This is a genomic window from Sodalis sp. (in: enterobacteria) (genome assembly GCF_047607725.1).
GTDB lineage: Bacteria > Pseudomonadota > Gammaproteobacteria > Enterobacterales > Enterobacteriaceae > JBLKSS01.
Window position 1 is genome coordinate 12,295 of record NZ_JBLKSS010000009.1, and the last position, 23,869, is coordinate 36,163.

Annotated in this window: 24 protein-coding genes and 4 pseudogenes; 14 read left to right on the forward strand and 14 right to left on the reverse strand. The window is 55.6% G+C overall.

Annotated elements, in window-relative coordinates; translation table 11 throughout:
• Nucleotides 1-15: 15 nt before the first annotated feature.
• The 9 genes and pseudogenes from dusB to msrP all read right to left on the reverse strand — a co-directional run bounded on the left by dusB (nucleotide 16) and on the right by msrP (nucleotide 8,130).
• A pseudogene (dusB, locus tag ACMX3H_RS00860) lies at nucleotides 16-981 on the reverse strand (tRNA dihydrouridine synthase DusB).
• A gap of 279 nt (nucleotides 982-1,260) precedes the next feature.
• A pseudogene (gene prmA, locus ACMX3H_RS00865) lies at nucleotides 1,261-2,147 on the reverse strand (50S ribosomal protein L11 methyltransferase).
• An 11-nt stretch (nucleotides 2,148-2,158) separates the two neighbouring features.
• Complete coding sequence (gene panF / locus ACMX3H_RS00870; protein WP_415209440.1) at nucleotides 2,159-3,601, reverse strand: sodium/pantothenate symporter; 1,443 nt, start codon at nucleotides 3,599-3,601, stop codon at nucleotides 2,159-2,161.
• The gene (locus tag ACMX3H_RS00875; RefSeq protein WP_415209441.1) at nucleotides 3,591-3,833 is read right to left on the reverse strand and encodes a YhdT family protein; all 243 of its coding nucleotides are present in this window, start codon (nucleotides 3,831-3,833) and stop codon (nucleotides 3,591-3,593) included. The genes panF and ACMX3H_RS00875 overlap by 11 nt, the downstream gene beginning before the upstream one ends.
• A 165-nt stretch (nucleotides 3,834-3,998) precedes the next feature.
• Nucleotides 3,999-5,339 carry an acetyl-CoA carboxylase biotin carboxylase subunit gene (accC, locus tag ACMX3H_RS00880; RefSeq protein WP_415209442.1) on the reverse strand — a complete coding sequence of 447 codons (1,341 nt, stop codon included), beginning with the start codon at nucleotides 5,337-5,339 and terminating at the stop codon, nucleotides 3,999-4,001.
• A gap of 11 nt (nucleotides 5,340-5,350) precedes the next feature.
• On the reverse strand, nucleotides 5,351-5,815 hold the full coding sequence (gene accB, locus ACMX3H_RS00885; RefSeq protein WP_415209443.1) for an acetyl-CoA carboxylase biotin carboxyl carrier protein: 465 nt from the start codon (nucleotides 5,813-5,815) through the stop codon (nucleotides 5,351-5,353).
• A gap of 21 nt (nucleotides 5,816-5,836) precedes the next feature.
• Nucleotides 5,837-6,289 carry a type II 3-dehydroquinate dehydratase gene (gene aroQ / locus ACMX3H_RS00890; RefSeq protein WP_415209444.1) on the reverse strand — a complete coding sequence of 151 codons (453 nt, stop codon included), beginning with the start codon at nucleotides 6,287-6,289 and terminating at the stop codon, nucleotides 5,837-5,839.
• 241 nt (nucleotides 6,290-6,530) lie between these two features.
• Nucleotides 6,531-7,130, reverse strand: coding sequence for a protein-methionine-sulfoxide reductase heme-binding subunit MsrQ (gene msrQ, locus ACMX3H_RS00895; protein WP_415209445.1), 600 nt, complete (start codon nucleotides 7,128-7,130; stop codon nucleotides 6,531-6,533).
• Nucleotides 7,131-8,130, reverse strand: a pseudogene (gene msrP, locus ACMX3H_RS00900) (protein-methionine-sulfoxide reductase catalytic subunit MsrP).
• A 140-nt stretch (nucleotides 8,131-8,270) separates the two neighbouring features.
• Here msrP and ACMX3H_RS00905 point away from each other — a divergent pair.
• From ACMX3H_RS00905 to rng, 8 genes are all read left to right on the forward strand, one after another.
• Nucleotides 8,271-8,651, forward strand: coding sequence for a hypothetical protein (locus ACMX3H_RS00905; RefSeq protein WP_415209446.1), 381 nt, complete (start codon nucleotides 8,271-8,273; stop codon nucleotides 8,649-8,651).
• The gene (locus ACMX3H_RS00910) at nucleotides 8,584-9,318 is read left to right on the forward strand and encodes a hypothetical protein (protein WP_415209447.1); all 735 of its coding nucleotides are present in this window, start codon (nucleotides 8,584-8,586) and stop codon (nucleotides 9,316-9,318) included. Before ACMX3H_RS00905 ends, ACMX3H_RS00910 begins: the two co-directional genes overlap by 68 nt.
• A complete protein-coding gene (locus ACMX3H_RS00915) occupies nucleotides 9,318-10,019 on the forward strand; it encodes an EAL domain-containing protein (protein ID WP_415209471.1) in 702 nt (233 codons plus the stop codon). Before ACMX3H_RS00910 ends, ACMX3H_RS00915 begins: the two co-directional genes overlap by 1 nt.
• 312 nt (nucleotides 10,020-10,331) lie before the next feature.
• Complete coding sequence (gene mreB / locus ACMX3H_RS00920; RefSeq protein ID WP_415209448.1) at nucleotides 10,332-11,375, forward strand: rod shape-determining protein MreB; 1,044 nt, start codon at nucleotides 10,332-10,334, stop codon at nucleotides 11,373-11,375.
• 94 nt (nucleotides 11,376-11,469) lie between these two features.
• A complete protein-coding gene (mreC, locus tag ACMX3H_RS00925; RefSeq protein ID WP_415209449.1) occupies nucleotides 11,470-12,567 on the forward strand; it encodes a rod shape-determining protein MreC in 1,098 nt (365 codons plus the stop codon).
• A 168-nt stretch (nucleotides 12,568-12,735) separates the two neighbouring features.
• Entirely contained in the window at nucleotides 12,736-13,224 is a 489-nt protein-coding gene (gene mreD / locus ACMX3H_RS00930; RefSeq protein WP_415209450.1) for a rod shape-determining protein MreD, read from the forward strand.
• Nucleotides 13,225-13,242: 18 nt separating this feature from the next.
• On the forward strand, nucleotides 13,243-13,812 hold the full coding sequence (locus ACMX3H_RS00935) for a Maf family protein (protein ID WP_415209451.1): 570 nt from the start codon (nucleotides 13,243-13,245) through the stop codon (nucleotides 13,810-13,812).
• A 13-nt stretch (nucleotides 13,813-13,825) separates the two neighbouring features.
• On the forward strand, nucleotides 13,826-15,295 hold the full coding sequence (gene rng / locus ACMX3H_RS00940) for a ribonuclease G (protein WP_415209452.1): 1,470 nt from the start codon (nucleotides 13,826-13,828) through the stop codon (nucleotides 15,293-15,295).
• A 527-nt stretch (nucleotides 15,296-15,822) separates the two neighbouring features.
• Here the strand turns inward: rng and ACMX3H_RS00945 are convergent.
• The 4 genes and pseudogenes from ACMX3H_RS00945 to ACMX3H_RS00960 all read right to left on the reverse strand — a co-directional run.
• Nucleotides 15,823-15,975 (reverse strand): annotated as a pseudogene (locus ACMX3H_RS00945) (helix-turn-helix domain-containing protein); the annotation flags it as partial.
• A 253-nt stretch (nucleotides 15,976-16,228) separates the two neighbouring features.
• Nucleotides 16,229-16,390 carry a hypothetical protein gene (locus ACMX3H_RS00950; protein ID WP_415209453.1) on the reverse strand — a complete coding sequence of 54 codons (162 nt, stop codon included), beginning with the start codon at nucleotides 16,388-16,390 and terminating at the stop codon, nucleotides 16,229-16,231.
• A 102-nt stretch (nucleotides 16,391-16,492) separates the two neighbouring features.
• Nucleotides 16,493-16,825 carry a hypothetical protein gene (locus ACMX3H_RS00955; RefSeq protein WP_415209454.1) on the reverse strand — a complete coding sequence of 111 codons (333 nt, stop codon included), beginning with the start codon at nucleotides 16,823-16,825 and terminating at the stop codon, nucleotides 16,493-16,495.
• A gap of 142 nt (nucleotides 16,826-16,967) precedes the next feature.
• A complete protein-coding gene (locus tag ACMX3H_RS00960) occupies nucleotides 16,968-17,198 on the reverse strand; it encodes a transcriptional regulator (RefSeq protein ID WP_415209455.1) in 231 nt (76 codons plus the stop codon).
• A 108-nt stretch (nucleotides 17,199-17,306) separates the two neighbouring features.
• Between ACMX3H_RS00960 and ACMX3H_RS00965 the strand changes: the two genes are divergently transcribed.
• The 4 genes from ACMX3H_RS00965 to ACMX3H_RS00980 all read left to right on the forward strand — a co-directional run bounded on the left by ACMX3H_RS00965 (nucleotide 17,307) and on the right by ACMX3H_RS00980 (nucleotide 19,461).
• Complete coding sequence (locus ACMX3H_RS00965; RefSeq protein ID WP_415209456.1) at nucleotides 17,307-18,044, forward strand: XRE family transcriptional regulator; 738 nt, start codon at nucleotides 17,307-17,309, stop codon at nucleotides 18,042-18,044.
• A gap of 418 nt (nucleotides 18,045-18,462) precedes the next feature.
• On the forward strand, nucleotides 18,463-18,912 hold the full coding sequence (locus ACMX3H_RS00970; RefSeq protein ID WP_415209457.1) for an antitermination protein: 450 nt from the start codon (nucleotides 18,463-18,465) through the stop codon (nucleotides 18,910-18,912).
• Between the two features lie 51 nt (nucleotides 18,913-18,963).
• Nucleotides 18,964-19,239 (forward strand): hypothetical protein, encoded by a 276-nt coding sequence (locus ACMX3H_RS00975; protein ID WP_415209458.1) that lies wholly within the window; start codon nucleotides 18,964-18,966, stop codon nucleotides 19,237-19,239.
• Nucleotides 19,240-19,257: 18 nt separating this feature from the next.
• Nucleotides 19,258-19,461: a hypothetical protein gene (locus ACMX3H_RS00980; RefSeq protein WP_415209459.1), complete on the forward strand. Its 204-nt coding sequence runs from the start codon at nucleotides 19,258-19,260 to the stop codon at nucleotides 19,459-19,461.
• 744 nt (nucleotides 19,462-20,205) lie between these two features.
• Here the strand turns inward: ACMX3H_RS00980 and ACMX3H_RS00985 are convergent.
• On the reverse strand, nucleotides 20,206-20,625 hold the full coding sequence (locus tag ACMX3H_RS00985) for a GNAT family N-acetyltransferase (RefSeq protein WP_415209472.1): 420 nt from the start codon (nucleotides 20,623-20,625) through the stop codon (nucleotides 20,206-20,208).
• Between the two features lie 244 nt (nucleotides 20,626-20,869).
• Here ACMX3H_RS00985 and glyQ point away from each other — a divergent pair, with 244 nt between their 5' ends.
• On the forward strand, nucleotides 20,870-21,784 hold the full coding sequence (glyQ, locus tag ACMX3H_RS00990) for a glycine--tRNA ligase subunit alpha (protein WP_415209460.1): 915 nt from the start codon (nucleotides 20,870-20,872) through the stop codon (nucleotides 21,782-21,784).
• Nucleotides 21,785-21,793: 9 nt separating this feature from the next.
• Nucleotides 21,794-23,863 (forward strand): glycine--tRNA ligase subunit beta, encoded by a 2,070-nt coding sequence (gene glyS / locus ACMX3H_RS00995; protein ID WP_415209461.1) that lies wholly within the window; start codon nucleotides 21,794-21,796, stop codon nucleotides 23,861-23,863.
• Nucleotides 23,864-23,869 lie beyond the last annotated feature (6 nt).

A 23,869-nucleotide genomic window follows, 5' to 3' on the forward strand; every position in this document is an offset into this window, starting at 1 on the left:
CTGCTCTTTTTTCTATTACGTAAGATTTGCAAAGTATGCCTCCAACGCCTCCAGCTGTTCGCTGGCATCCTCAATGGCGTTGAATGTGCGCCTAAACTGGTTGTCGGGGGCATGCGCCTGTAAAGATCAGGACACGTGCTTACGAGCGATGCGGAATCCCTTGCCTGGACCATAAAAGTCGTGCAATTTCCTGACATGCTCCATCAACAAATGCTTCACATCGCCTAACGGCAGCGGCGGCGGCAGTTCCCCCGTATCCAGATAATGCTGGATTTCCCGGAAGATCCAGGGTCTTCCCTGAGCGGCGCGGCCTATCATCAGGGCATCCGCCCCGGTGTAATCCAGCATCGCTCTGGCTTTCTGCGGGTCAGTAATGTCTCCATTGGCGATAACCGGAATGGAAACACACTGCTTAACTGCCCGAATACTGTCGTACTCCGCGTCGCCGTTAAACAGACAGGCGCGAGTGCGGCCATGAATAGTGATGGCCTGTATACCACAATCTTCGGCCAATTGGGCAATTTGTACACAATTTCGGTGATCCGGCGCCCAGCCTGTGCGAATTTTCAGCGTCACCGGCACGTTGACGGCATGCACCACCGCCATCAGGATCCGCTTTATAAGATCCGGATATTGCAGCAATGCGGAGCCCGCCAATTTACGGTTCACTTTTTTGGCTGGGCAACCCATATTGATATCAATCAGCTGCGCGCCGTTCGCCACGTTAATGACGGCGGCGGCGGCCATATCAGCAGGATCGCTACCGGCAATTTGCACCGCCAGGATACCGGGTTCACCACTATGTACCATGCGCAAACGCGACTTATCCGTTCGCCATACCTCGGGGTTCGAGGACAGCATTTTCGAAACCGTTATTCCCGCTCCCATCGCGTGACACAAGGCTCTGAACGGGCAGTCTGTCACACCGGCCATCGGAGCCGCAATCAGGCAATTAGCGAGCTGAAGGTGTCCAATACGCATAGACAAAGAGAGACCATACTGTGTCCGCAAGGCGCGTATATTACGCATTTTTTTCATCAGATGAAAGGCCAAACTTTGAACAATACTGTGTCTGCGATCAATGACTGCGGTCTTTTTCGCATGGGTAGTACACTTTTCCCATTAAATACATAACGTTAACAAAATTAGCCTGTTTTGTGCGTTAACAAATTTTTCCTCACCCCCCGCGCAGGGCGAGCACATCGATTAAGCGCGGCTGACCGCGGCGCGGATCTGGCGGCACCGCGCCCCAGTTCGCCTTTAGCGCCGCAGACCGGTAATGCGGTACCATTCGTCTTTTTCGGCCCCCGGATCGAGGACGAAAGCCGCGGCATACGCCTGCGCCACGCTCTGTGCCTGGCTGGTCAAGATGCCGGACAGCCCCAGAAAGCCCCCCGGCCGCGGTAAATCAATAATGAGCGGCGCGAGTTCGCGCAATGGTCCGGCGAGGATATTCGCCACCACCACGTCGGCATGCAGCTCCTGCGGCTGCGCTTGCGGCAAGGCAAATATAGCGCCAAACGGTCCGCCACGCCGTTACGCTGAGCGTTGTCGCGGCTGGCCTGAATCGCTTGCGGGTCAATATCGATGCCGATAGCCATCGCCGCCCCCAATTTCAGGGCGGCGATGGCCAGAATGCCCGAACCACAGCCGAAGTCGATTACCGTCTTGCCGTGCAGGTCAAGACCGTCCAGCCATTGCAGGCACAAAGCGGTTGTCGGATGCGTACCGGTACCGAAGGCCAGGCCAGGATCCAGCATCACATTGACCGCCTCTGGGTCCGGCACCGGGCGCCAACTGGGGAAGATCCAGAGCCGTTCACCGAAGCGCATGGGATGAAAATTGTCCATCCATTCCCGCTCCCAGTCTTTGTCCTCCAACTGCTCGATTTTATGGACGAAACCGGCGCCCAGCAGCGGATGGCCCTGGAGAGCGTCCACGACGGCCGTTATATCGGTCGCGGCGTCATACAGGCCGATAACATCGGTATCTCCCCATAAGCGCGTCTCGCACGGCAGGGGCTCATATACGGGGGTGTCGTGGGTATCTTCAAAAGTAACCGACACCGCGCCGCTTTCCGTCAGCGCATCGCTCAAGGTATCGACCAGTTGGCCGGTGGTGGTGATTTTCAGTTGTATCCAAGGCATAGCGGTTCTCGTCATAACGATGAAACGGGTGTGGCGGCCGGCCGTCCAAAACGGTTGCCCGCCAAAAACGCCAGTAAGCTTATCGCCAGCGCCAGTACGATCGGGTGAAAGCCGCCCGGCTGTAGGTTGAAACCGGCCAAGAGGGCATAGCTTGCGCCGCCGGTTATCATGCTGCTCAAGGCGCTGGCGGCGTTGGCCCGCTCCCAGTAAAGACCCAGCACCAGCGGCCACAGAAATACCGCTTCCATGCCGCCGAACGCCAGCAGGTTAAGCCATATAATCATTTCCGGCGGACGCCAGGCGGCCAGCAACAGCAGCAGGCCCAGCACCAGCGTGACCAGGCTTGATATACGCTTTAGCCGGCGCTCGTTGGTCGCCTGCTTGGGCTGTAGGCTCAAATAGAGGTCTTTGATAATGGTGGCTGAAGATTGCAACAATTGCGCGTTAATCGTCGACATGATGGCCGCCAGCGGCGCCGCCAGAAAAATGCCCGCCAGCAGCGGCGGCAGCAACTGCACCATCAGGGTAGGGACCACCAGGTCGGGCACGTTCAGTCCGGGCAATACCGCGCGTCCTAAGGCGCCCGCCAGGTGCATGCCAAGCATTAATACCCCTATCACCACCGTGCCGAGGATCATGCCACGGTGGACCGCTTTACTGTCGCGATAGGAGATGCAGCGCACCGCGGTATGGGGCAGGCCGATGACACCGAAACACACCAGGATCCAAAACGAGGTCATGAATTTCGGCGAGAGGATGCCATCTACGCCCGAGGGCGAAATCAGCGCCGGATCGATGTGCCGCAGTGTTGCCACCGCCGCGCCCATACCGCCTGCGGCATGGACTACCGCCACCAACAAGATGGCGGTGCCCACTAGCATCACCAACCCCTGGAAGGCGTCATTGAGCACGCTGGCGCGAAAGCCGCCGAAAGCGGTATAGAGCGCAATACTGATGCCGAAAATCAGCAGACCGGTATCGTAAGGGATGCCGGCGGCGGTTTCCAGCAGGCGGGCGCCGCCGACAAATTGGACCGTCATGGCGCCGATAAACGCCACCAGCAGGCTGACGCTGGCCAACCATACCAATAGCGGGCTACCAAAGCGAGCCAGGAGCATGTCGTTAAGGGTGACCGCGTTATAACGCCGGGCCAGGATGGCAAATTTCTTGCCCAGGACACCGAGGGATAACCATACCGCCGGCAACTGAATTATCGATAACAGCACCCAGCCGAGGCCATATTTATATGACGCGCCCGGGCCGCCGATGAACGAGCTGGCGCTGATATAGGTGGCGGTGATGGTCATCGCCAACACAAAACCGCCCATTGATCGGTTGCCGAGGAAATATTCCTGCAAAAAATTGCCCTGCGCGCGCTGACGGAAGGCATACAACGAGAGCAGAAACACCAGCGCCAAATAGGCGACCAGCGGCACTATCACTTCACTGCGCATCGCTGTCCTCCAACGAAATATCGCGATAGATAATCCGTACCATCAACCAGCATAGGCCGATAAACAGCAGCGGCACCCACAGACAGGCCATTTCAAACCAATGGGGCAGTCCGGTGATACCCTGATCATTATCCGGCAGGTAAGCCGCCAGTAGCCAGGCGGCCAGATAAGCCAGGGTCAGACCGAAAGCCCACCGCGCTTCGCGGTGAGCCTGGAGGAATCGTTTATCCATAATGACCTTCGCCAAAAGAAGTTAACGCTTGCCCTAAAGAACTTGTTTACGGCATGTCGACGGTTTGCCTGACGTTTATCGCCGTCATAGCAAAAGGCCGGTGTTTAACCGGCCTTGACGTATAACGCGCAAATATAAGGGGCCTTGCCCTGGCGTTTAGGTTTCCTACAAGCCGAGCTTCTTCTCCAGGTAATGGATATTGGTGCCGCCCTGCTGGAAATGCTCGTCATTCATGATCTTCAACTGCAAATCGATATTGGTTTTAATGCCGTCGATAATCAGCTCCGCCAGCGCATTTTTCATGCGGGCGATGGCCACGTCGCGGGTCTCACCAAAACAGATAAGCTTGCCTATCATGGAGTCGTAGAACGGCGGTACCGAGTAACCGGCATAGATATGTGACTCCCAGCGCACGCCCAAGCCGCCCGGCGCGTGGAACCGGGTGATTTTGCCCGGGCTCGGCAGGAAGCTTGCCGGATCTTCGGCGTTGATGCGGCATTCCACCGCGTGGCCGGACACCTTGACATCTTCCTGTTTCAAGGACAAGGGCTGCCCGGCGGCGATGCGCAGCTGTTCTTTGATCAGATCCACGCCGGTTATCATTTCGGTCACCGGGTGTTCCACCTGGATACGGGTATTCATCTCGATAAAGAAGAATTCACCGTTCTCGTACAGGAATTCAAAGGTGCCGGCGCCGCGATAGCCGATTTCCACGCAGGCTTTGGCGCAGCGCTCGCCGATAAAGCGGCGCAATTCTTCGGTGATGCCGGGCGCTGGCGCTTCTTCCACCACCTTCTGATGACGGCGCTGCATGGAACAGTCGCGCTCCGCCAGGTAAAGGGCGTTGCCTTGACCGTCAGCCAGCACCTGGATCTCGATATGGCGCGGATTCTCCAGGTATTTCTCCATGTAGACCATATCGTTGTTGAACGCGGCTTTCGCTTCCGCACGGGTCATACGGATTGAGGCGTCCAGCTCTTTGTCGCTGCGCACCACGCGCATCCCGCGCCCGCCGCCGCCGCCGGAGGCTTTGATAATCACCGGATAGCCGATGCGGTTGGCGATGGCACGATTTTTGTCCATATCCTCACCCACCGGCCCGTCGGAACCGGTAACGCAGGGGACGCCGGCCTTTTTCATCGCGTTAATGGCGGAAACTTTATCGCCCATCAGCCTAATGGTTTCCGCGCGTGGGCCGATAAAGATGAAGCCTGAGCGCTCAACCTGCTCGGCGAAATCGGCGTTCTCGGAGAGGAAGCCGTAGCCCGGGTGGATAGCCACCGAGCCGGTGATCTCCGCCGCGGAGATGATGGCGGGGATATTGAGATAACTTTTTACCGACGGCGGCGGGCCGATACAGATCGTCTCATCGGCCAACAGCACATGTTTCAGGTCACGGTCGGCGGTGGAGTGTACCGCCACGGTTTTAATACCCAGTTCTTTGCACGCGCGTAAGATACGCAATGCAATTTCACCGCGGTTTGCGATGACGATTTTATCTAGCATTTGGCGCCTCGTTATTCGATGACGACCAGCGGCTCGTCGAATTCAACCGGTTGACCGTTGTCCAGCAGGATAGCTTTCACCACGCCGGCTTTATCCGATTCAATCTGGTTCATCATTTTCATCGCTTCAACGATACAAAGGGTGTCGCCAACGTTGACCTTCTGACCGACCTCGACGAAAGGTTTCGCATCCGGGCTCGGGGTGCGGTGGAAGGTTCCCACCATCGGCGAGCGCATAAGGTGACCGCTCATGGTCGCGGGCACGGCGGCGGTTTCCGCAGCGACAGGCGCGGCGGCCACCGGGGCAGCGGACTGCTGCTGCACCGCAGGGATATAAGCCTGTTGCATCATCGGGTAGGCCGGTTGCGCCGTAGCACGACTGATACGAACCGATTCTTCACCTTCAGAAATTTCCAGCTCGGAAATGCCGGATTCTTCAACCAGTTCAATCAGTTTCTTGATCTTACGAATATCCATGAGTGGGGTTCCATACTCTAATTAATTGGATGTGGACAGGCGTTTGACCGCCGTCTGTAAAGCAAACTGATACCCATCGGCGCCGAGGCCGCATATCACGCCAACCGCAATATCGGACAGATAGGAGTGATGACGGAATGATTCCCGCGCATGCACATTGGAGAGATGAATCTCAATGAACGGGATGTTTACCGCTAACAGCGCATCGCGCAGGGCGACGCTGGTATGGGTAAACGCCGCGGGGTTGATAACGATAAAATCGATATTGCCCCGGGCCTGATGGATACGGTCGATCAGCGCATGTTCCGCGTTGGACTGGAAATGGCTGAGTTCTGCCCCCAGGCAGCCGGCCAGCGTGCTCAGATCTGCGATGATGTCGGCAAGGGTGGTATGACCATACTTGTCCGGTTCGCGGGTGCCGAGCAAATTCAGGTTTGGCCCATTGAGAAGCAAAATGTGGAACTTATCGGCCATTATGCGGCGATCTCCCTTCAATTTACGTTACCCCGTAGAAAATAACCAACGGTAAACGATTTGTCATCTTTTTGCTGATATTTCGATGATGATTTGCCATCGGGGTCTGGCATTATAATGATATCGCGGATTTTCGCAGCAAATTACTGGCGGTATCCGCGAAGATATCTTTTAACGACCTGTTTCGGGCGGGAGCAAGATAACGCAACTGGTTACTATAACGAAAGTGAAAATTCATCTTTCACCGCCACCATTGGCGAAATTTCTTATAGCGTAAGGCCAGAAGCGCCAGCGCCGCCACGGCATACAGCACCGGCTGCGGCGAGAGGATTTTGACTGACCACAGATAGTGAATCGGCGCTAGGATGGCCACTATATAAATCAGATTGTGCAGGATTTGCCAGCGATTTTTTAATTTGCGCTGCGCCCACAGGGTAGAGGTGTAGGCCAGCAGCAGCAATATCACCCAGCTGGTAATGCCCAGCACCAGATAGGGGCGGGTCACCAGCTCCCGGCTAAGTAAACGCAGGTTGTCGATCCCGAGCTCCAGCAGCGAATAACTGGCTAAATGCAGCGTGGCCCAGGCGAAACACCACAGTCCGAGCAACCGTCGGCAACGGATAAGCAGCGGCTGGCGCCCGTAGCGGGCCAGTGGCGTCACCAGTAGCGAGGCCAGCAGCAGCTTAAGCGCCATGCGGCCGGTGAAATGTTGGATATCTTTGGCGGGATCGGCGCTGAAATCGCCTTGGCTGACGGCATAGACCAGCCACAGCAGCGGCAGCAGGGCGGCCAGGTGCAAAAGTATTTTTAGCCAGAATACGTGTTTAAGACTCAGGCGCACTTAGAAGTTCTCCCGCAGGTTCAGACCGCGATACAGGCTGGCCACGCGATCGGCATAGCCGTTGTACAGCAGCGTCGGTTGTCGTTTGACGTCCAGAACGCCGCCGCTGCCGATCACCCTCTCCGTCGCCTGGGACCCGCGAGGATGATCCACATGCGGGTTCACGTTGGCGTAAAAACCATATTCATTCGGCGCCGCCAGATTCCAGGTGGTGGGCGGTTTATCACGGGTCAGGCGGATATGCACGATAGATTTGATTCCTTTAAAACCGTATTTCTAAGGTGTAATCAGCCTGATGGGCGCGCCGTTTTGCGGCGGCAGCGTTTTACCATAAACGCCCACGGGTCATTAACGCCAGCGGATGCATGGCTTCGTCCAGCCGCAAAGCCTCTATGTAAGGATATTGCAGGCCGCCGCCGATAAAACTGTCTTTTTCTCCCGGCATTTGTTCGGGATCATCAAGGGTCTGGAAGGCAACAAAACGTGCCTGACCGGTGGGTTCCACCAGCTTCAGCAACTGATTGAGCTCAAAGCCTATCCAGGGGATCACCATCGACCAGGCCTCGACGCAGCGCAGTCGGTAAATACGTTCTTCCAGCGTGAACCGCTTGAGTATATCCGCCATGTCCAGCGTCATCGGTTTTGCGACTTCGCCGTCGATACGTATCTGCCACCCTCGGTTTTCAGACCGCCGGCGTGCGCGGCGGGGTCCGCCTTATCCAGCCCAAATTCGTAGAAATTGTTGTAACCGGTAACCTTGTCCACCGGCGTAAGCGGCGCTTGTGTGTGCCACGCCGCGGGGCGTGTAAAGTCCAGCGGTTTGCCCGGCAGCGGCTTCACCGCCCTATCCCGGCTGAAAAAAGAGAGCAGATCCGCGCGCGCCGCAGGGGAAAGACTAACGGTGGCGGCAGTAATACCTAGTGCTTTCAGAACCTTACGACGCTGAAAAAACCTCTTCAGCGGTAACATCGGCCTCGCGCAATCTGGGCAAAAATGTCATGGCGGACTCCATCGGGATAATTTTGGTGCCGGTTTAAGTATGACGTATAAATTGCGTTTTTATTCGCTGACGGAAACGGCTATTTTTAAAGCGGCCCGCTTAAGAATATCGGTAACCCCCTTTTGTTATGGAGTTCAGGGATGCGACTCAACGTCCGACTCTCGGCCATGACGGCCATGCTTTGTGCTCTGGTGACGCAGCTGATGCTGGTGGGCAGCGCATTGAGCTATTTCAGGCTGCACCAGCAACGGCTGGATAGGCAGTTGACGGCGATGGCCGACAGTTTCGATCGCTTGATGCTGACGGAGCCGCTGCCTGCTGCCGCGGCGCCCTGGCTGCCGCTGGCGATGGATAGCGCCGGCATTACCCGACTGGAATTGCTGCGTCGGGGGGAAGCAGTTTACCACCCAGCGGCAGCGGGAATTACCGCTGCCGCGCCATCCCGACTACCGGTTGGTCATCTTCTACACCGACACGCTGGCCAGCGATGTCCATTCCCTGCGAGCTACCGCGCCGGTTAGCGTGGCGCTGGGGCTTATCCTTGTGTTTTTGTTTCTCGCCCTGCGCTGGCTGCGCCGGCAAATACAGCCGCAAGAATCGCTGGAAACGCGGGCCAGGCGCATTATTTACGGCGAGCGGGAGAACGTGGGCGAGCAGCCGGATGAAATGCCTAGCCTGACCGGCAGCGCCATCGATCGCCTGCTGCGCGATTTGGCGCAGGCGCGTGAGCAGCGCAGCCGGGTCGATATTCTGATACGCGCTTTTGCCGCCCATGACGCGCGCACCGGTCTGACCAACCGGCTGTCGTTCGATAGCCAGCTGGCCCTGCAATTGGAGGATAACCAGGATGTGGTCGCCCACGGCGTGGTGTTACTAATTATGCGCCCGGACCCCGAGCGTCTGGGGTCGGCGCATGCCGCGGCGATTGACGGCGCGTTAATCAATTTGGTGTCGGTCTCGGTCAAACGTTATCCGGACGCGTTGCTGGCGCACTATTTTCGCGACGATCTAGCGGTACTGCTGCCGCACTGTTCGCTGAAAGAAGCGGAATCCCTCACCCACCAGCTGCTGGGCGCGCTGGCCACCTTGCCGGATATACCGGCCGCCTGCCGCAGCAGGCGCGCGGTAACGTCAAATGGCGCACGCTACTTGAGAACACGCTGGCCGGCGGCGGTCCTCAACTGCTGATCCGCCCCGCTTTCGGCCGCGACGGCGCGCTCGATCATTACGTCGTCATCAACCGCATCCAGGAGGGCGCTGATACCTTGACCGCTGCCGAATTCTTGCCGGTGATGCGTCAGTTGGGGTTAGCGCAGCGCTATGAACGCCCGCAACTGCTGCGGCTAATCCCGCTGCTGTCCCAACTGCCGGGCGTGGTCCTGTCGATAGCGGTAAGTGTGGACTCACTTTTGCAGCGCGATTTTCGTCACTGGCTGCGCGATACCCTCATACAGTGCGGTAAATCAGTGCGAAGCCAAATTATGTTTGAACTTGTTGAGGCGGATCTCTGTCAACATTTGGAACCTCTGCGTCCGGCGCGGCGCCTGCTGACCGGACTCGGTTGTTTGTTAACGGTCAACCGGGCGGGGATGACCCTGGTCAGTACCGGCTACATCAGTTTGGTACCGATTTCAGTTATCAAACGGCATCCCGGCCTGGTGCGCGATATCGACCGCCGTCAGGAGAATCAACTGTTCGTGCAAAGTTTGCCGGAAGCCTGCATCGGCACCCGGACGCGGGTTTTTGCGACCGGCGTGCGCAGCGCGCGCGAGTGGCAAACCTTGTTGGATCATGCCGTAGCGGGCGGCGAAGGCAATTTCTTCACACCGATTGCGCCGTTGGGGGAGTTGCTAAAAAAATATTCACGATTTGATCCGAGATTAGTATAAAAGTCCGTGCAAAATTAACGTACAATACGCCTCAACAGCCTCACACGTTAGTATGCGCTTACAATGCACGAATAGGTCAATTTACACGATTCTGACCCTCATATTCGTCATATTGGACGTCAGCAAAAGTGATAATCTCGCACTTCGCCTGACTAAAATCCGCAGAGGAATTTTCTTCGGTTAGTGGGAATGTTAACGGGGACGTATTTTTCATAGAAGTCGCGCGTTTTTACGCCTTGTCGCTGCTTCTCGTGGTTGGTAAAGTAAAAAGATTTCATTTTTCGCCCCAGCTTGCAGGATTATCCTTCAGTTATGTTTAAAAAATTTCGGGGCATGTTTTCCAATGACTTGTCCATCGACCTGGGTACCGCCAATACCCTCATTTATGTGAAAGGACAGGGCATTGTCCTGAACGAACCTTCCGTCGTAGCCATTCGTCAGGACCGAGCCGGTTCGCCGAAAAGCGTTGCGGCCGTCGGCCATGAAGCGAAGCAGATGCTGGGGCGTACGCCCGGCAACATCGCGGCCATCCGGCCGATGAAGGACGGCGTCATCGCTGACTTCTTCGTTACCGAGAAAATGCTGCAACACTTCATCAAACAGGTTCACAGCAACAGCTTTATGCGGCCCAGCCCGCGCGTGCTGGTGTGCGTGCCGGTGGGGGCGACACAGGTGGAGCGTCGCGCGATTCGTGAATCCGCCCAGGGCGCGGGCGCGCGTGAAGTCTTTTTGATCGAAGAACCGATGGCCGCCGCGATCGGCGCCGGCCTACCGGTCTCCGAGGCCACCGGCTCAATGGTGGTGGATATCGGCGGCGGTACCACCGAAGTCGCGGTCATCTCGCTTAATGGCGTAGTGTACTCTTCTTCCGTGCGCATTGGCGGCGATCGCTTCGATGAAGCTATTATTAACTATGTGCGCCGCAATTACGGCTCGCTGATTGGCGAGGCCACGGCCGAGCGGATCAAACACGGTATTGGTTCCGCCTATCCGGACGATGAGGTGCGCGAGATTGAAGTGCGCGGCCGTAATCTGGCCGAGGGCGTGCCGCGGGGTTTCACCCTGAACTCGAACGAGATCCTCGAAGCGCTGCAGGAACCGTTAACCGGTATCGTGAGCGCGGTGATGGTGGCGCTGGAACAGTGCCCGCCGGAGCTGGCTTCCGATATTTCCGAGCGCGGCATGGTGCTTACCGGCGGCGGTGCGCTGCTGCGTAATCTCGATCGCCTGCTGATGGAGGAAACCGGCATTCCCGTGGTGGTGGCGGAAGATCCGCTTACCTGCGTCGCCCGCGGCGGCGGCAAGGCGCTGGAGATGATCGATATTCACGGCGGTGATTTGTTCAGCGAAGAATAACCTGCCTCGAAAAGGGGGGAACCGTCCGGGTAAATGCTGCAATGGGCTGTCCCGGACGGCGCCCCCTTTTTTTGTTGAGGAAAACGCATAGTTTATGAAACCGATTTTCAGCAGAGGCCCTTCTCTGCAACTGCGACTTTTTCTGGCGGTCATGGTGGCTATCGCCGCCATCATCGCCGACAGCCGGCTGGGGACGTTCGTTAAAATCCGGACCTATATGGATACGGCCGTTAGTCCCTTCTATTTTGTGGCCAATGGCCCGCGCCAGATGCTGGATAATGTGTCGCAGACGCTGGCGACCCGCGCCCAGCTGGCGCTGGAAAACCGGGCGCTGCGCCAGGAGTTGCTGTTGAAGAACAGCGAGCAGCTGCTGTTGGGCCAGTACAAGCAGGAAAACGCCCGGCTGCGTGAGCTGCTGGGGTCGCCGCTGCGCCAGGATGAACAGAAAATGGTCACCCAGGTGATCTCCACCAGTACCGATCCCTATAGCGATCAGGTGGTGATCGACAAAGGGCTGGATAATGGCGTTTATGTCGGCCAGCCGGTCATCAGCGACAAAGGGGGGGTGGGCCAGGTGATCGCCACCAGCAAGCTTACCAGCCGGGTGCTGCTGATTTGCGATACGTCTCACGCGCTGCCGATACAGGTGCTACGCAACGATATCCGTGTAATCGTCGCCGGTAATGGCTGCACCGAGGATTTACAGCTGGAGCATTTGCCGGGCAATACCGACATTCGCGTCGGCGACGTGCTGGTGACTTCCGGTTTGGGGGGGCGCTTCCCGGAAGGGTATCCGGTGGCGGTAGTGTCCTCGGTGAAAGTCGATACTCAGCGCGCCTATACCGTCATCCAGGCACGCCCCACGGCCGGCCTGCAGCGCCTGCGCTATTTGCTGTTGCTGTGGGGCGCCGATCCGCGCGGCGAAGTGCCGCTGCCGCCTGACGAGGTGCATAGGGTGGCTAATGAACGCCTGATGCAAATGATGCCGCAGGTGCTACCGCCCCCTGACGCCATGGGACCGCAGCCGCCGGCCAGCGGCGTGGCCCAGCCCGCCGCGAGCGGCTCGTCGCAGGAAAGCACGGGCGGCGCCACTTCTGCCGGCGTGGTCAATCGCGGCGTACCGGCGAGTAGTGGCGAAGCTCAGGGCAGCTCGGCGGCGCCGCGCCAGCAAAGGGGGGGGCACCGGCGCTGACGCGGCGCGGCGCGTTGGTGAAAGCGACCCCCGCGCAGAACGTCCGGCCAACGGTACCAGCCGCGCGGCTAGCGCCGGGAGCAACGGCGGCAGCCAGGACGCCTCTGGCGCCGCCCAAAACGCCACACCGCGGCGGAGGCCCCTGCTCGGCGGCACGGGAGAGGGACAATGAACCGGTATCACCGCCACGGCGGCTGGATTATTTGGCTCTCCTTCCTTATCACGATTGTTCTGCAAATCATGCCCTGGCCGCCGCAGTTGTACTTTTTTCGTCCCTCCTGGCTCAATTTGCTGCTCATTTACTGGGTGATGGCGCTGCCGCACCGGGTCAATGTGGGCACCGGTTTTATCCTCGGGCTGATTATGGATTTGATTCTCGGCTCAACCCTGGGGGTGCGTGCCCTGGCGCTCAGTATTCTCGCGTATCTGGTGGTATTCAAATTTCAGTTATTTCGCAACATGGCCCTTTGGCAACAGGCGCTGATTGTGATACTGCTGTCATTAACAACCCAGGTGATCGTATTCTGGGCGGAGTTTTTGGTGATCAATATTTCATTCCGCCCGGAAATATTCTGGAGCAGCGTGGTGGATGGCGTATTGTGGCCCTGGTTGTTCCTGCTGATGCGCAAAATACGCCGTCAATTTGCCGTGCAGTAGCGAGAAAAGGAAACCGCGATGAAGGCGATTTATTTGGCGTCCGGCTCGCCCCGGCGCAGGGAATTACTGGCGCAGCTGGATATTCCTTTTGCGGTGATTACCGCCCCGGTGGAGGAGCGCCGCCGCGCAGAGGAAAGCGCGGTAGACTACGTGCAGCGGCTGGCGCGCGATAAGGCCAGCGCGGGCCTGGCCTGCGCCCCGGAACCCCGGCCCGGTGCTGGCGCTGACACGATTGTGGTCCTCAACCGGCAGGTGCTGGAGAAGCCGCGCGATGTACAACACGCCCGGCAGATGCTGACGCAGCTTTCCGGCCAGCGTCATCAGGTGATGACCGCGGTCGCGCTGGCAGACGCCGCGCGGATCGCAAGCCGTCTGGTGGTGACCGAGGTGACTTTTCGCGCGTTAACCTCTGCCGAGATCGAGCGCTATATCGCTTGCGGTGAACCGATGGACAAGGCCGGCGCCTATGGTATTCAGGGAAAGGGCCGCGCCTTCGTGCGCTCGATTCACGGCAGCTATCATGCCGTGGTGGGCCTGCCGCTGGTGGAAACCTGGGAACTGCTCGGTGAATTCAACGCTCAGGCTTGAGCAAGAGGAATCTATGACAGCTGAATTACTGGTCAATATCACGCCCTCCGAAACACGGGTTGCCTATATCGACGGCGGCATCCTGCAGGAAATCCATATCGAGCGGGAAGCGCGGCGCGGAATTGTCGGTAATATTTATAAAGGACGGGTTAGCCGCGTGCTGCCGGGCATGCAGGCGGCGTTTGTCGATATCGGGCTGGACAAAGCCGCCTTCCTGCACGCCTCGGATATTATGCCTAATACTGAATGCGTGGCCGGCGAAGAACAAAAGAATTTTCAGGTGCGCGATATCGCCGAGCTGGTGCGCCAGGGGCAGGATATTATGGTGCAGGTGGTGAAAGACCCCCTCGGGACGAAAGGGGCGCGGCTGACCACCGATATTACGCTGCCGTCGCGCTATTTGGTCTTTATGCCCGGGGCCGCCCACGTCGGTGTGTCGCAGCGTATCGACAGCGAGGCGGAGCGTGAGCGTTTAAAACACATCGTGGCGCAATATTGCGACGAGCAGGGCGGTTTTATTATCCGTACCGCGGCCGAAGGCATCGGCAACGAAGAGCTGTCTCAGGACGCCGCCTTTCTCAAACGGCTGTGGACAAAAGTCATGGAGCGTAAGCGCCGCAATCAGACCCGCTATATGCTGTATGGCGAGTTGGCCCTCGCCCAGCGTATATTGCGTGACTTCGCCGGGGCGGCGCTGGACCGTATTCGGGTTGACTCACGGCTGACGCACGAATTGCTGCTGGAGTTTACCGCAGAATATATTCCGGAAATGACCGCTAAGCTGGAGTATTACAGCGGTAAGCAACCGATCTTTGATCTCTATGATGTGGAAAATGAAATTCAGCGGTCCCTTGAGCGTAAGGTTGAGCTTAAATCCGGTGGCTATCTGATCATTGATCAAACCGAAGCGATGACCACTATCGATATTAATACGGGCGCCTTCGTCGGCCACCGCAATCTCGATGAAACGATCTTTAACACCAATATTGAAGCCACGCAGGCCATTGCGCGCCAACTGCGGCTGCGTAATCTCGGCGGCATTATCATTATTGATTTTATCGATATGGGCAATGAGGAGCACCGCCGGCGGGTGCTGCATTCCCTTGAGCAGGCGCTGAGTAAAGATCGGGTGAAGACCGGTATCAACGGGTTCTCACAATTGGGACTGGTGGAGATGACGCGCAAACGCACGCGTGAAAGTATTGAACATGTGCTGTGCAGCGAGTGTCCTACCTGTCACGGCCGCGGGACGGTGAAAACCATTGAAACGGTATGCTATGAAATTATGCGCGAAATCGTGCGCGTGCACCATGCCTACGACTCCGATCGTTTTCTGGTCTATGCGTCGGCCGCGGTGGGCGAGGCGCTGAAAAGCGATGAGCCCCACGCGCTGGCCGAGGTGGAAATTTTCGTCGGCAAGCAGGTGAAAGTCCAGATTGAGCCGCTTTACAGCCAGGAGCAGTTCGATGTGGTGATGATGTAAGCCGTTGCCGCCAGGCAGATCTGTAACCAGTAAAAGCCGTCACGTCGGACGCGACGGCCGCGCAACAGCAAGCAAGGAGACAGGCGTGAAGCGACTACCGGGGATACTGATGGCGATTGGCGCCACCCTGATCGTCCTGGTGGTGTTGACGGTCAGCGGGTTGCGTCTGGCTTTGCCTCACTTGAAGTAAGCGCCCCGTGGAGGACGTCTTGAATTATTGGTGGGTTTGTTGTATGGCCCGGTAAGAATATGTTCCACTCCGATGCCTAGTGAACCCGCATCCTATAAGGGACGGCTGTCAGATCATGGATAATCCGGCGATGATAGTGTCCACTTAAATTTTAATGGACACTATCACAAGCTTCAGAACCACTAATTTCATATCACTCAAACCGAGATTGAAATAAAAATGATTAAAATCAATACAATGTGAAAATGTAATGAGCATAAGCGTGTAACGTAGGTTTACTGTCTCATACAACAAACCCACCAATAATTCAAGACGTCCTCCACGGGGCGCTTACGATTTTACTGCATTCACAATGATCGGCGATGTGCTGATACGACGGCCAGCACTCCCCTTTATCATTGGCATTATCAGCCAGCTTAAGGAGAACCAACTTACGTATCGGGTTACCGACTTTGATATTCATGGCCTTAGCCATCAATGACATACTCATTTTTCTGACCTCTCCTTCAACTTGCGGAATTCTTCCACCAGACGCTTATCTATGCGCCGGACGATATGTTCGAGGTTGCCGGAATAGTCCAGCTGGTGATGATGTTTTGCTTGCGTTTTCTAATGCCTTGACTCATATTTATTTTGCTATTTAAGGTAGCACCTCAATAACTTGTGTTCTTAAGTCCCCAGCATCCCTATGTCGGCGGTGTTTTCTCCTCACCATCAGATGTTTCTAGTAATCCGATAGCTGCTTAACGGTGCCCATTATTTTTCACTCCCTCTTTGGCTAATCGAAACGCGTCAATAAACCGCTCTGCGAACGATTTGTTATTCACAGCCGCGACGACAATGCCATCGGGTGAATACGGGTAGCGCCGCTCCTCTTCTTGCTTGAAATGATCGTGGTCCTTCATGTATAATTACCCCCTAGATTTGGTAGTAGCTTGTAGCGAAATAAGGCCTTTGAAGTTCCAGCTTCAGAGGCTTTTTCTTTTGTGTTGACATCATTCTTCCCCCTATGCAGTAAGGTATTCATCGCCTGATGCAGGTTCGGTCGCTTCTAGTTGCATGCGTGCAAACTCCATCGCTGACGACATCAACCAGCGGTATTGCTCAATTGGCAGCTTTTTCTCACCCTCGAAGACGAAATCCTGTACGCCACTGGCGGCTAGAATATTCATCGTTTCTGTGAGCCTCTCGGAGCGGCGCAGAATCGTCGAATCAGGCACACCAAGAAGTTTGGCTATGTTCGTTTGCTTAACACGCATGATTGCCTGATAAGCTGATGCAACGAGGTGACGGCTGATAAACTCAACCGCAGAATTTTTGCGTGTTTTTGCATTCTCCATCGGAGATAATCCTTTGTGTGATAATCAATAGACGTGACGAAGCCGTGAGCGAGTCATAGTGAGTTAGTACTGTGGGATGTTGAGTTCGCTTTTCAGCGACGTACGGCATGATGCCGATTGTTATAAGAGCGGGTACTTCTGGTTAGGCCACCTGTTCCGGATGGGGGAACAGATCCTGAAGGTCCGGGCGAATTTGATAAGCCAAAACTCTGCCTTTTGTGGCTTTTTCTATGCGCTTAGCATTAGTTGGTGATGTTTTTTTCTTCCCATGCAACCAAGCCCAAACGGATGGTTGTTTAACATTGCAAGCCTCAGCAAGCTTTAGCTGGCTGCCTACAATTTTGATTGCTGCATCAATAGCCTCATTGTACATATGTATACCTTTTGGTCCACTTAACACACACATAATAGCCAAAGATATCCTGGCTGTAAATAGCTTTTGGCCTTTGACGCTATATAGCTGAAGTTATATGCTGGAAATATGAAAGAAACGACCTTTGCAGATAGATTAAATCTCGCCATGAAAGAAGGTGGGTACACACAAGCTTCATTAGGTGAGGCAGTAGGGATGGCTCAGCCTAGTGTTTGGAAACTTACATCCGGGAAATCAAATAGTACACGAAAGCTAATTGAGATTTCCCGTGTACTCAATGTCCGCCCAGAATGGCTAGCGACAGGTAGGGGGGTCATGCGTGAAACTGACCTTAAACCGCATGATCCAAACTCAACCATACCTCCTGAAAATGAATGGGGAAGAATTGAACCATTGGACCGTCATACGCCCTTGAGGAGTGATGAAGTTGAAATCCCTTTCTTGAAAGATATCGAGTTTGCTTGTGGCGATGGGTGCATCCAAGAAGAAGATTATAATGGCTTTAAATTGCGTTTCTCTGAAGCAACATTGAAAAGAGTTGGAGCAAATAGTGATGGTACTGGAGTGATTTGTTTTCCTGCATCAGGTGATAGTATGGAGCCAATCATTCCTGACGGAAGTACCATTGCTATAGATACAAATAATAAGCGAATTATTGATGGAAGATTATATGCTATAGCTCAGGAGGGCTGTGATAATGATAAACTTAAAAGAATTAAGCAATTATATCGCAAGCCAGGGGGGAAGCTAATCATTCACAGCTTCAATCGTGAAGAAGATGAGGAGGCCCAAGAGTCTGATGTGGAAATCATCGGGAGAGTCTTTTGGTACTCTGTTCTACTATAATCATGGAGTTAATATCCAAGATATATTTCTTATCTCTCTAGCCCGTGATCGCGGGCCAATTCATCCCACTCCGCCGTTTCTGCATCTCCAAAAATTCGCAATTCAATTCCTATAAAAAAATAAATTTCCTTCCTTATCAAGTAAATAGCTAAAAATAGCCATTGGAAGTCCCAAAGCCATTTACAGCTATTATATCTTTTGGTATATTCGCTTCATCAACTCACCAGACAGCCGCAAGAAGAGTCAGCAGGTGGGAAGCAGTAACCGCTCTTTTCACAATGAGCCATGCGCTCTACGTAGCCGAAAGGCTAATCAATACCCAAGCGTGAGTTTTGGGGTGTGGTGAATGTGCAGGCTGATGCACAGCATGTCCGTAGCCTGATAGAGGCGTTACCTCACTGGATTTGAGAGTGACCCCATGCGCAAGACTGCGGGCCAGAATCCTGAGCCGGAGATCAGCACCGACCACCACACCACCAAAACCCATGTAGGAGGTAATATGCAACGCAGAACAGCGTACAAAGACTCATCTGCTGCGCGTCGCCGTGAGCGTCGTGCTCATTTGCAGCCAATCGCTGTTAATGATTTCGGCACAACACTAACGATTAACCGCCCAACTCCGTCAAAGGTTGAATTAGCCAGCAAGAGAAAAGTTAGCAGGATAAATAAAGCAATATCCCCAATCATCCTAGCAGATTTATTTCAGTACCAAGAGCAAATCACCCTTTCCGCCCAGAAGCACATGAAAGCCAGATATCCACATCGCGGGGCGTTCGTAGAGTTTGAAGAGGGTTCGTGCTACTTGAAGAATGTGCCCTTATTTCAGGCGGGGTATAGAAAGCAGGCGGAAATATTTTCAGCGAGGTAATATTACCGGAAGAAGAGTATACGCTTTATTCTGACACATATTGAGATCACAATGCAAAAGCTCATTGATGAATTCGACCACCTGATAGAGCCGGGGACGATTGTTACTGAAATCATCCTGTCGGGAGTGGTCGACGACTACGGCGACATAATGCAAGAGAATGATAATCCTGATTTTTTTAGCGTTTATATCCGAGGTAGCGACGGCTTGCTACAAGCTATCGGCGACTTCTCCGACCGTGAGGACGCTCTCGCTTATGCCGCGAGGATGGTTGAAAAATATCAGGCACCGCTAACGGACAATACCCGATTACCACTAAATGATTGAGGAGCATGAAATAGACTTATGGCAGATGATGTAGATTTAGCCAGCCAGAACGAAGAAGCCTTCCGCCAACACGTGATTGCCAATCATCGAGAAAAGGAATTACCGGTTAACGGACGCTGCTATTATTGCGACGCGTCAACCGAGGGTAATTTTTGCTGCAAAGAATGTCGGGAAGATTGGGAGAAGCGGAAATATTTTGATAGTCAACGGAGGATTGAATGATGAACGAATTTGATTATGAAGAACTGCTTTGCTCACTCTTTGGTATTAGCGACGAGCAACGAGAGAAAGCCGATTTTGATATTGAAGATGTATGCTTCGATAAATTCGATATTAGTTTTGGTGACTTTGTGCACGTAGCTTCACAACTGTTACCGCTGACGCCTATATTGGAATCACCGCTGTCGAAAAACCGCCACCACGCTTTTATCGTAAGCGCCCCGTGGAGGACGTCTTGAATTATTGGTGGGTTTGTTGCATAGCCCGGTAAGAATATGTTCCACTACGATGCCTAGTGAACCCGCATCCTATAAGGGACGGCTGTCAGATCATGGATAATCCGGCGATGATAGTGTCCACTTAAATTTTAATGGACACTATCACAAACTTCAGAACCACTAATTNCATATCACTCAAACCGGGATAGAAATAAAAGTTATTAAAATCAATACAATATGAAAATGCAATGAGCATAAGCGTGWWWSGTRGGTTTRYTGTMTSAKACARYAAACCYACCAATAATTCAAGACGTCCTCTACGGGGCGCTTACGATGGATTTATACAAAATCACAGCAGGCTTCATCGAAATCTCCATTTATCAGTGATTACCAGGTTCATTATTAATCAGAATACCACTTTTCACCGCGGGGAACAGACGCGCCGCCGGGGGAGGTCAAGACGAGGCGGGTAGCGCGGGACGCCCCGCGTAATAGCGCTGGCGGGGCGATAGCAGAGTCGGTCACGCGTTCATGATGGGGGAGGCGTGATGCTATGCATTATGCCGCCGGGGCGCCAGTGCAGGGTGAGTATGAGATGGCCGGTATCACCGTTGAGCCGCTGCGCAATCGGGATGAATCCGTGGCGATGATAAAACCGGCAGGCGTTACGGTTGAGCCGGTAAACTTCCAGCGTCAGCGCGGGATAAGCCTGCTGCACCAGCGCCATCAGCGCCCCTACCACCTTGTCGCGCAACACGCTGATAAAGCCGGCGAGTGCGGATTCCCGCTCCGCCACCCAGGTACGGGCAGCGGGTAGATATTCGTCACGCACCGACGGCAGACTCTCCTGCCAATAGAAGGGCGGAATGAAAGGATGCGCGCGGGTGGTGCTTTCAAGCCACAGCGCTAACACCGCCGGCAGATCCTGCTGGCGCATAGGCCGGATCACCATGAGACATCGGCTTGCGCGACGTTTTGCCGGCGGAAGTTGATACGGCCAATGTTCCGGTGCGAATAAGGTTGCATAGACCCTCCTGCCGTTCGGCGAATAAGCACGACGCTGACCCTTCTGGTTGAATCTGCGGCGCGTATTCGCAGTTGTTGCCGGATCCGGGCTGTATATCTAAACGCCAGAGGGTATACTGGCGCCTTCTCATTACATCACATCCACTAGCAACGCGTGCGAATTCAACATGCAAAAGTTTGATCCCAAGACCTTTCAGGGCCTGATCCTGACGCTCCAGGATTACTGGGCGCGTCAGGGCTGCACCATCGTCCAGCCGCTGGATATGGAAGTCGGCGCGGGGACTTCCCATCCCATGACCTGCCTGCGGGCGCTTGGTCCAGAGCCCATCGTCGTCGCCTACGTACAGCCTTCGCGCCGTCCTACCGATGGCCGCTACGGTGAAAACCCCAACCGGCTGCAGCATTATTACCAGTTTCAGGTCATCATCAAACCTTCGCCGGAGAATATCCAGGAATTATATCTCGGTTCGCTGAGAGAAGTTGGCCTGGATTCCACCATTCACGATATCCGTTTCGTGGAGGACAACTGGGAAAACCCGACATTGGGGGCCTGGGGACTGGGCTGGGAAGTCTGGCTGAACGGCATGGAGGTGACGCAGTTTACCTATTTTCAGCAGGTGGGCGGGCTGGAATGCCGGCCGGTCACGGGGGAAATTACCTACGGGCTTGAGCGTTTGGCGATGTATCTGCAGGGCGTCGATAGCGTCTATGATCTGGTCTGGAGCGATGGCCCGCTGGGCCGTACCACCTATGGCGACGTGTTTCATCAAAACGAAGTCGAGCAATCGACTTACAATTTTGAATATGCCGACGTGGATTTTCTGTTCACCTGCTTTGAACAGTATGAAAAAGAGGCGCAAACCCTGCTGGCCCTGGAAAAACCGCTGCCGCTGCCGGCCTATGAGCGCATTCTTAAGGCGGCGCACAGCTTCAATTTGCTGGACGCCCGCAAGGCGATTTCGGTCACGGAGCGTCAGCGCTATATTCTGCGGATCCGCACCTTGACCAAAGCCGTGGCGGAAGCCTACTACGCTTCACGCGAAGCGCTGGGTTTCCCGATGTGCAAAAAGAATGAGAAATAAGAGGTAGCCATGACGCAACACACTTTTCTGGTGGAAATCGGCACGGAAGAGCTGCCGCCAAAGGCGCTGCGCGCTTTGGCTGAGGCCTTCGCCGCCCAAATTAGCGGTGAACTTGATGCGGCCAGCGTTCGCCACGGCGAAGTGAGCTGGTTTGCCGCGCCGCGCCGGCTGGCGGTCAAGGTCGCCGAACTCGACGGCGCCCAGGCCGATAGCGACGTTGAGAAGCGCGGCCCCGCCGTCGCCCAGGCGTTCGACGCCGACGGCAACTCGACGAAAGCGACCGAGGGCTGGGCGCGCGGCTGCGGCATTACGGTCAGCCAGGCCAAGCGTCTTGCGACCGAGAAAGGCGAATGGCTGGTTTACCGCGCCCGGGTAAAGGGGCAGCCTGTGCAGGCCCTGCTGTGCGATATGGTCAGCCGCGCGCTGGGTAAGCTGCCGATCCCGAAAATGATGCGCTGGGGCGACAATGAGACTCAATTCATTCGGCCGGTGCACACCGTGACGATGCTGCTGGACGACAGCGTGATACCGGGCAAGGTGCTTGGCATTGACGCCGATCGCCTTCTGCGCGGCCACCGCTTTATGGGCGAGCGGGAAATCAGCCTCGAGCACGCGGATCAGTATCCGCAGGTGTTGCTGGCGCGCGGCTGGGTAATGGCCGACTATTTGCAGCGTAAAGAAACGATTCGCCGAGACGCGGAAGCGGCGGCCAAACGGTTAGGCGGCGTGGCCGATCTGAGCGATAGCCTGCTGGAAGAGGTCACGTCGCTGGTGGAATGGCCGGTGGTGCTTACCGCCCGTTTTGAAGAGAAGTTCCTGGCGGTGCCGGCGGAAGCGCTGGTCTACACCATGAAAGGCGACCAAAAATACTTCCCGGTGTATGACGCCGCGGGCAATCTGATGCCGCACTTCATCTTCGTAGCCAATATCGAGTCGAAAGATCCGCAGCAGATTATCGCCGGCAATGAAAAGGTCGTGCGCCCGCGGTTGGCGGATGCGGAATTCTTCTTCAATACCGACCGCAAACAGCGGTTGGAAGATCGCCTGCCGCGCCTGGATACGGTGCTGTTCCAAAAGCAGTTTGGCACCCTGCGCGATAAAAGCGATCGCATCGAAGCCCTGGCGGCCTGGATAGCCGCCCGAATTGGTGCGGATGTGCCGCAGGCGGCGCGTGCTGGCCTGTTGTCCAAATGCGACCTGATGACCAATATGGTGTTTGAATTTACCGACACCCAGGGTGTGATGGGCATGCATTACGCCCGCTATGATGGCGAGCCGGAAGCGGTGGCGGTGGCACAAAAAGAGCAATATCAGCCGCGATTCGCCGGCGATGCCCTCCCCACGACGCTGGTGTCCTGCACGGTGGCCATCGCCGACAAGATGGACACGCTGGCCGGCATTTTCGGTATCGGCCAGCATCCTAAAGGGGATAAAGATCCTTTCGCCCTGCGCCGCGCCGCCCTCGGCGTGCTGCGTATCATCGTGGAAAAACAGCTGCCCCTCGACCTGCAGACGTTGACGGAAGAGGCGGCGCGCCTGTACGGCGAAAAGCTGACCAACGGCGCGGTGGTGGAGGATGTTATCGACTTCATTCTCGGCCGTTTCCGCGCCTGGTATCAAGAGCAGGGACACAGCGTCGACACCATCCAGGCGGTACTGGCACGTCGCCCGACCCGCCCGGCGGATTTCGACGCCCGGGTACGCGCGGTGAGCTATTTCCACACCCTGGATGAAGCCGCTGCGCTGGCGGCGGCCAACAAGCGGGTATCGAACATTTTGGCCAAAGCCGACGATCCGGTCCACGCGAGTCTGCAGGCCTCGTTACTTAAGGATCCGGCGGAGATCACGCTGGCGACCCATTTGGTGGTGCTACGCGAAAAACTGCAGCCGATGTTCGAGGCCGGACGCTATCAGGACGTGTTGGTGGAGCTGGCGGCGCTGCGTGAGCCGGTGGATGCCTTCTTTGATAGCGTCATGGTGATGGCGGAGGATAATCAGGTGCGGATGAATCGCCTGACGTTGCTGTCGCAGCTGCGCGAACTGTTCTTGCAGGTCGCGGATATTTCGCTGCTGCAATAGGCCGCG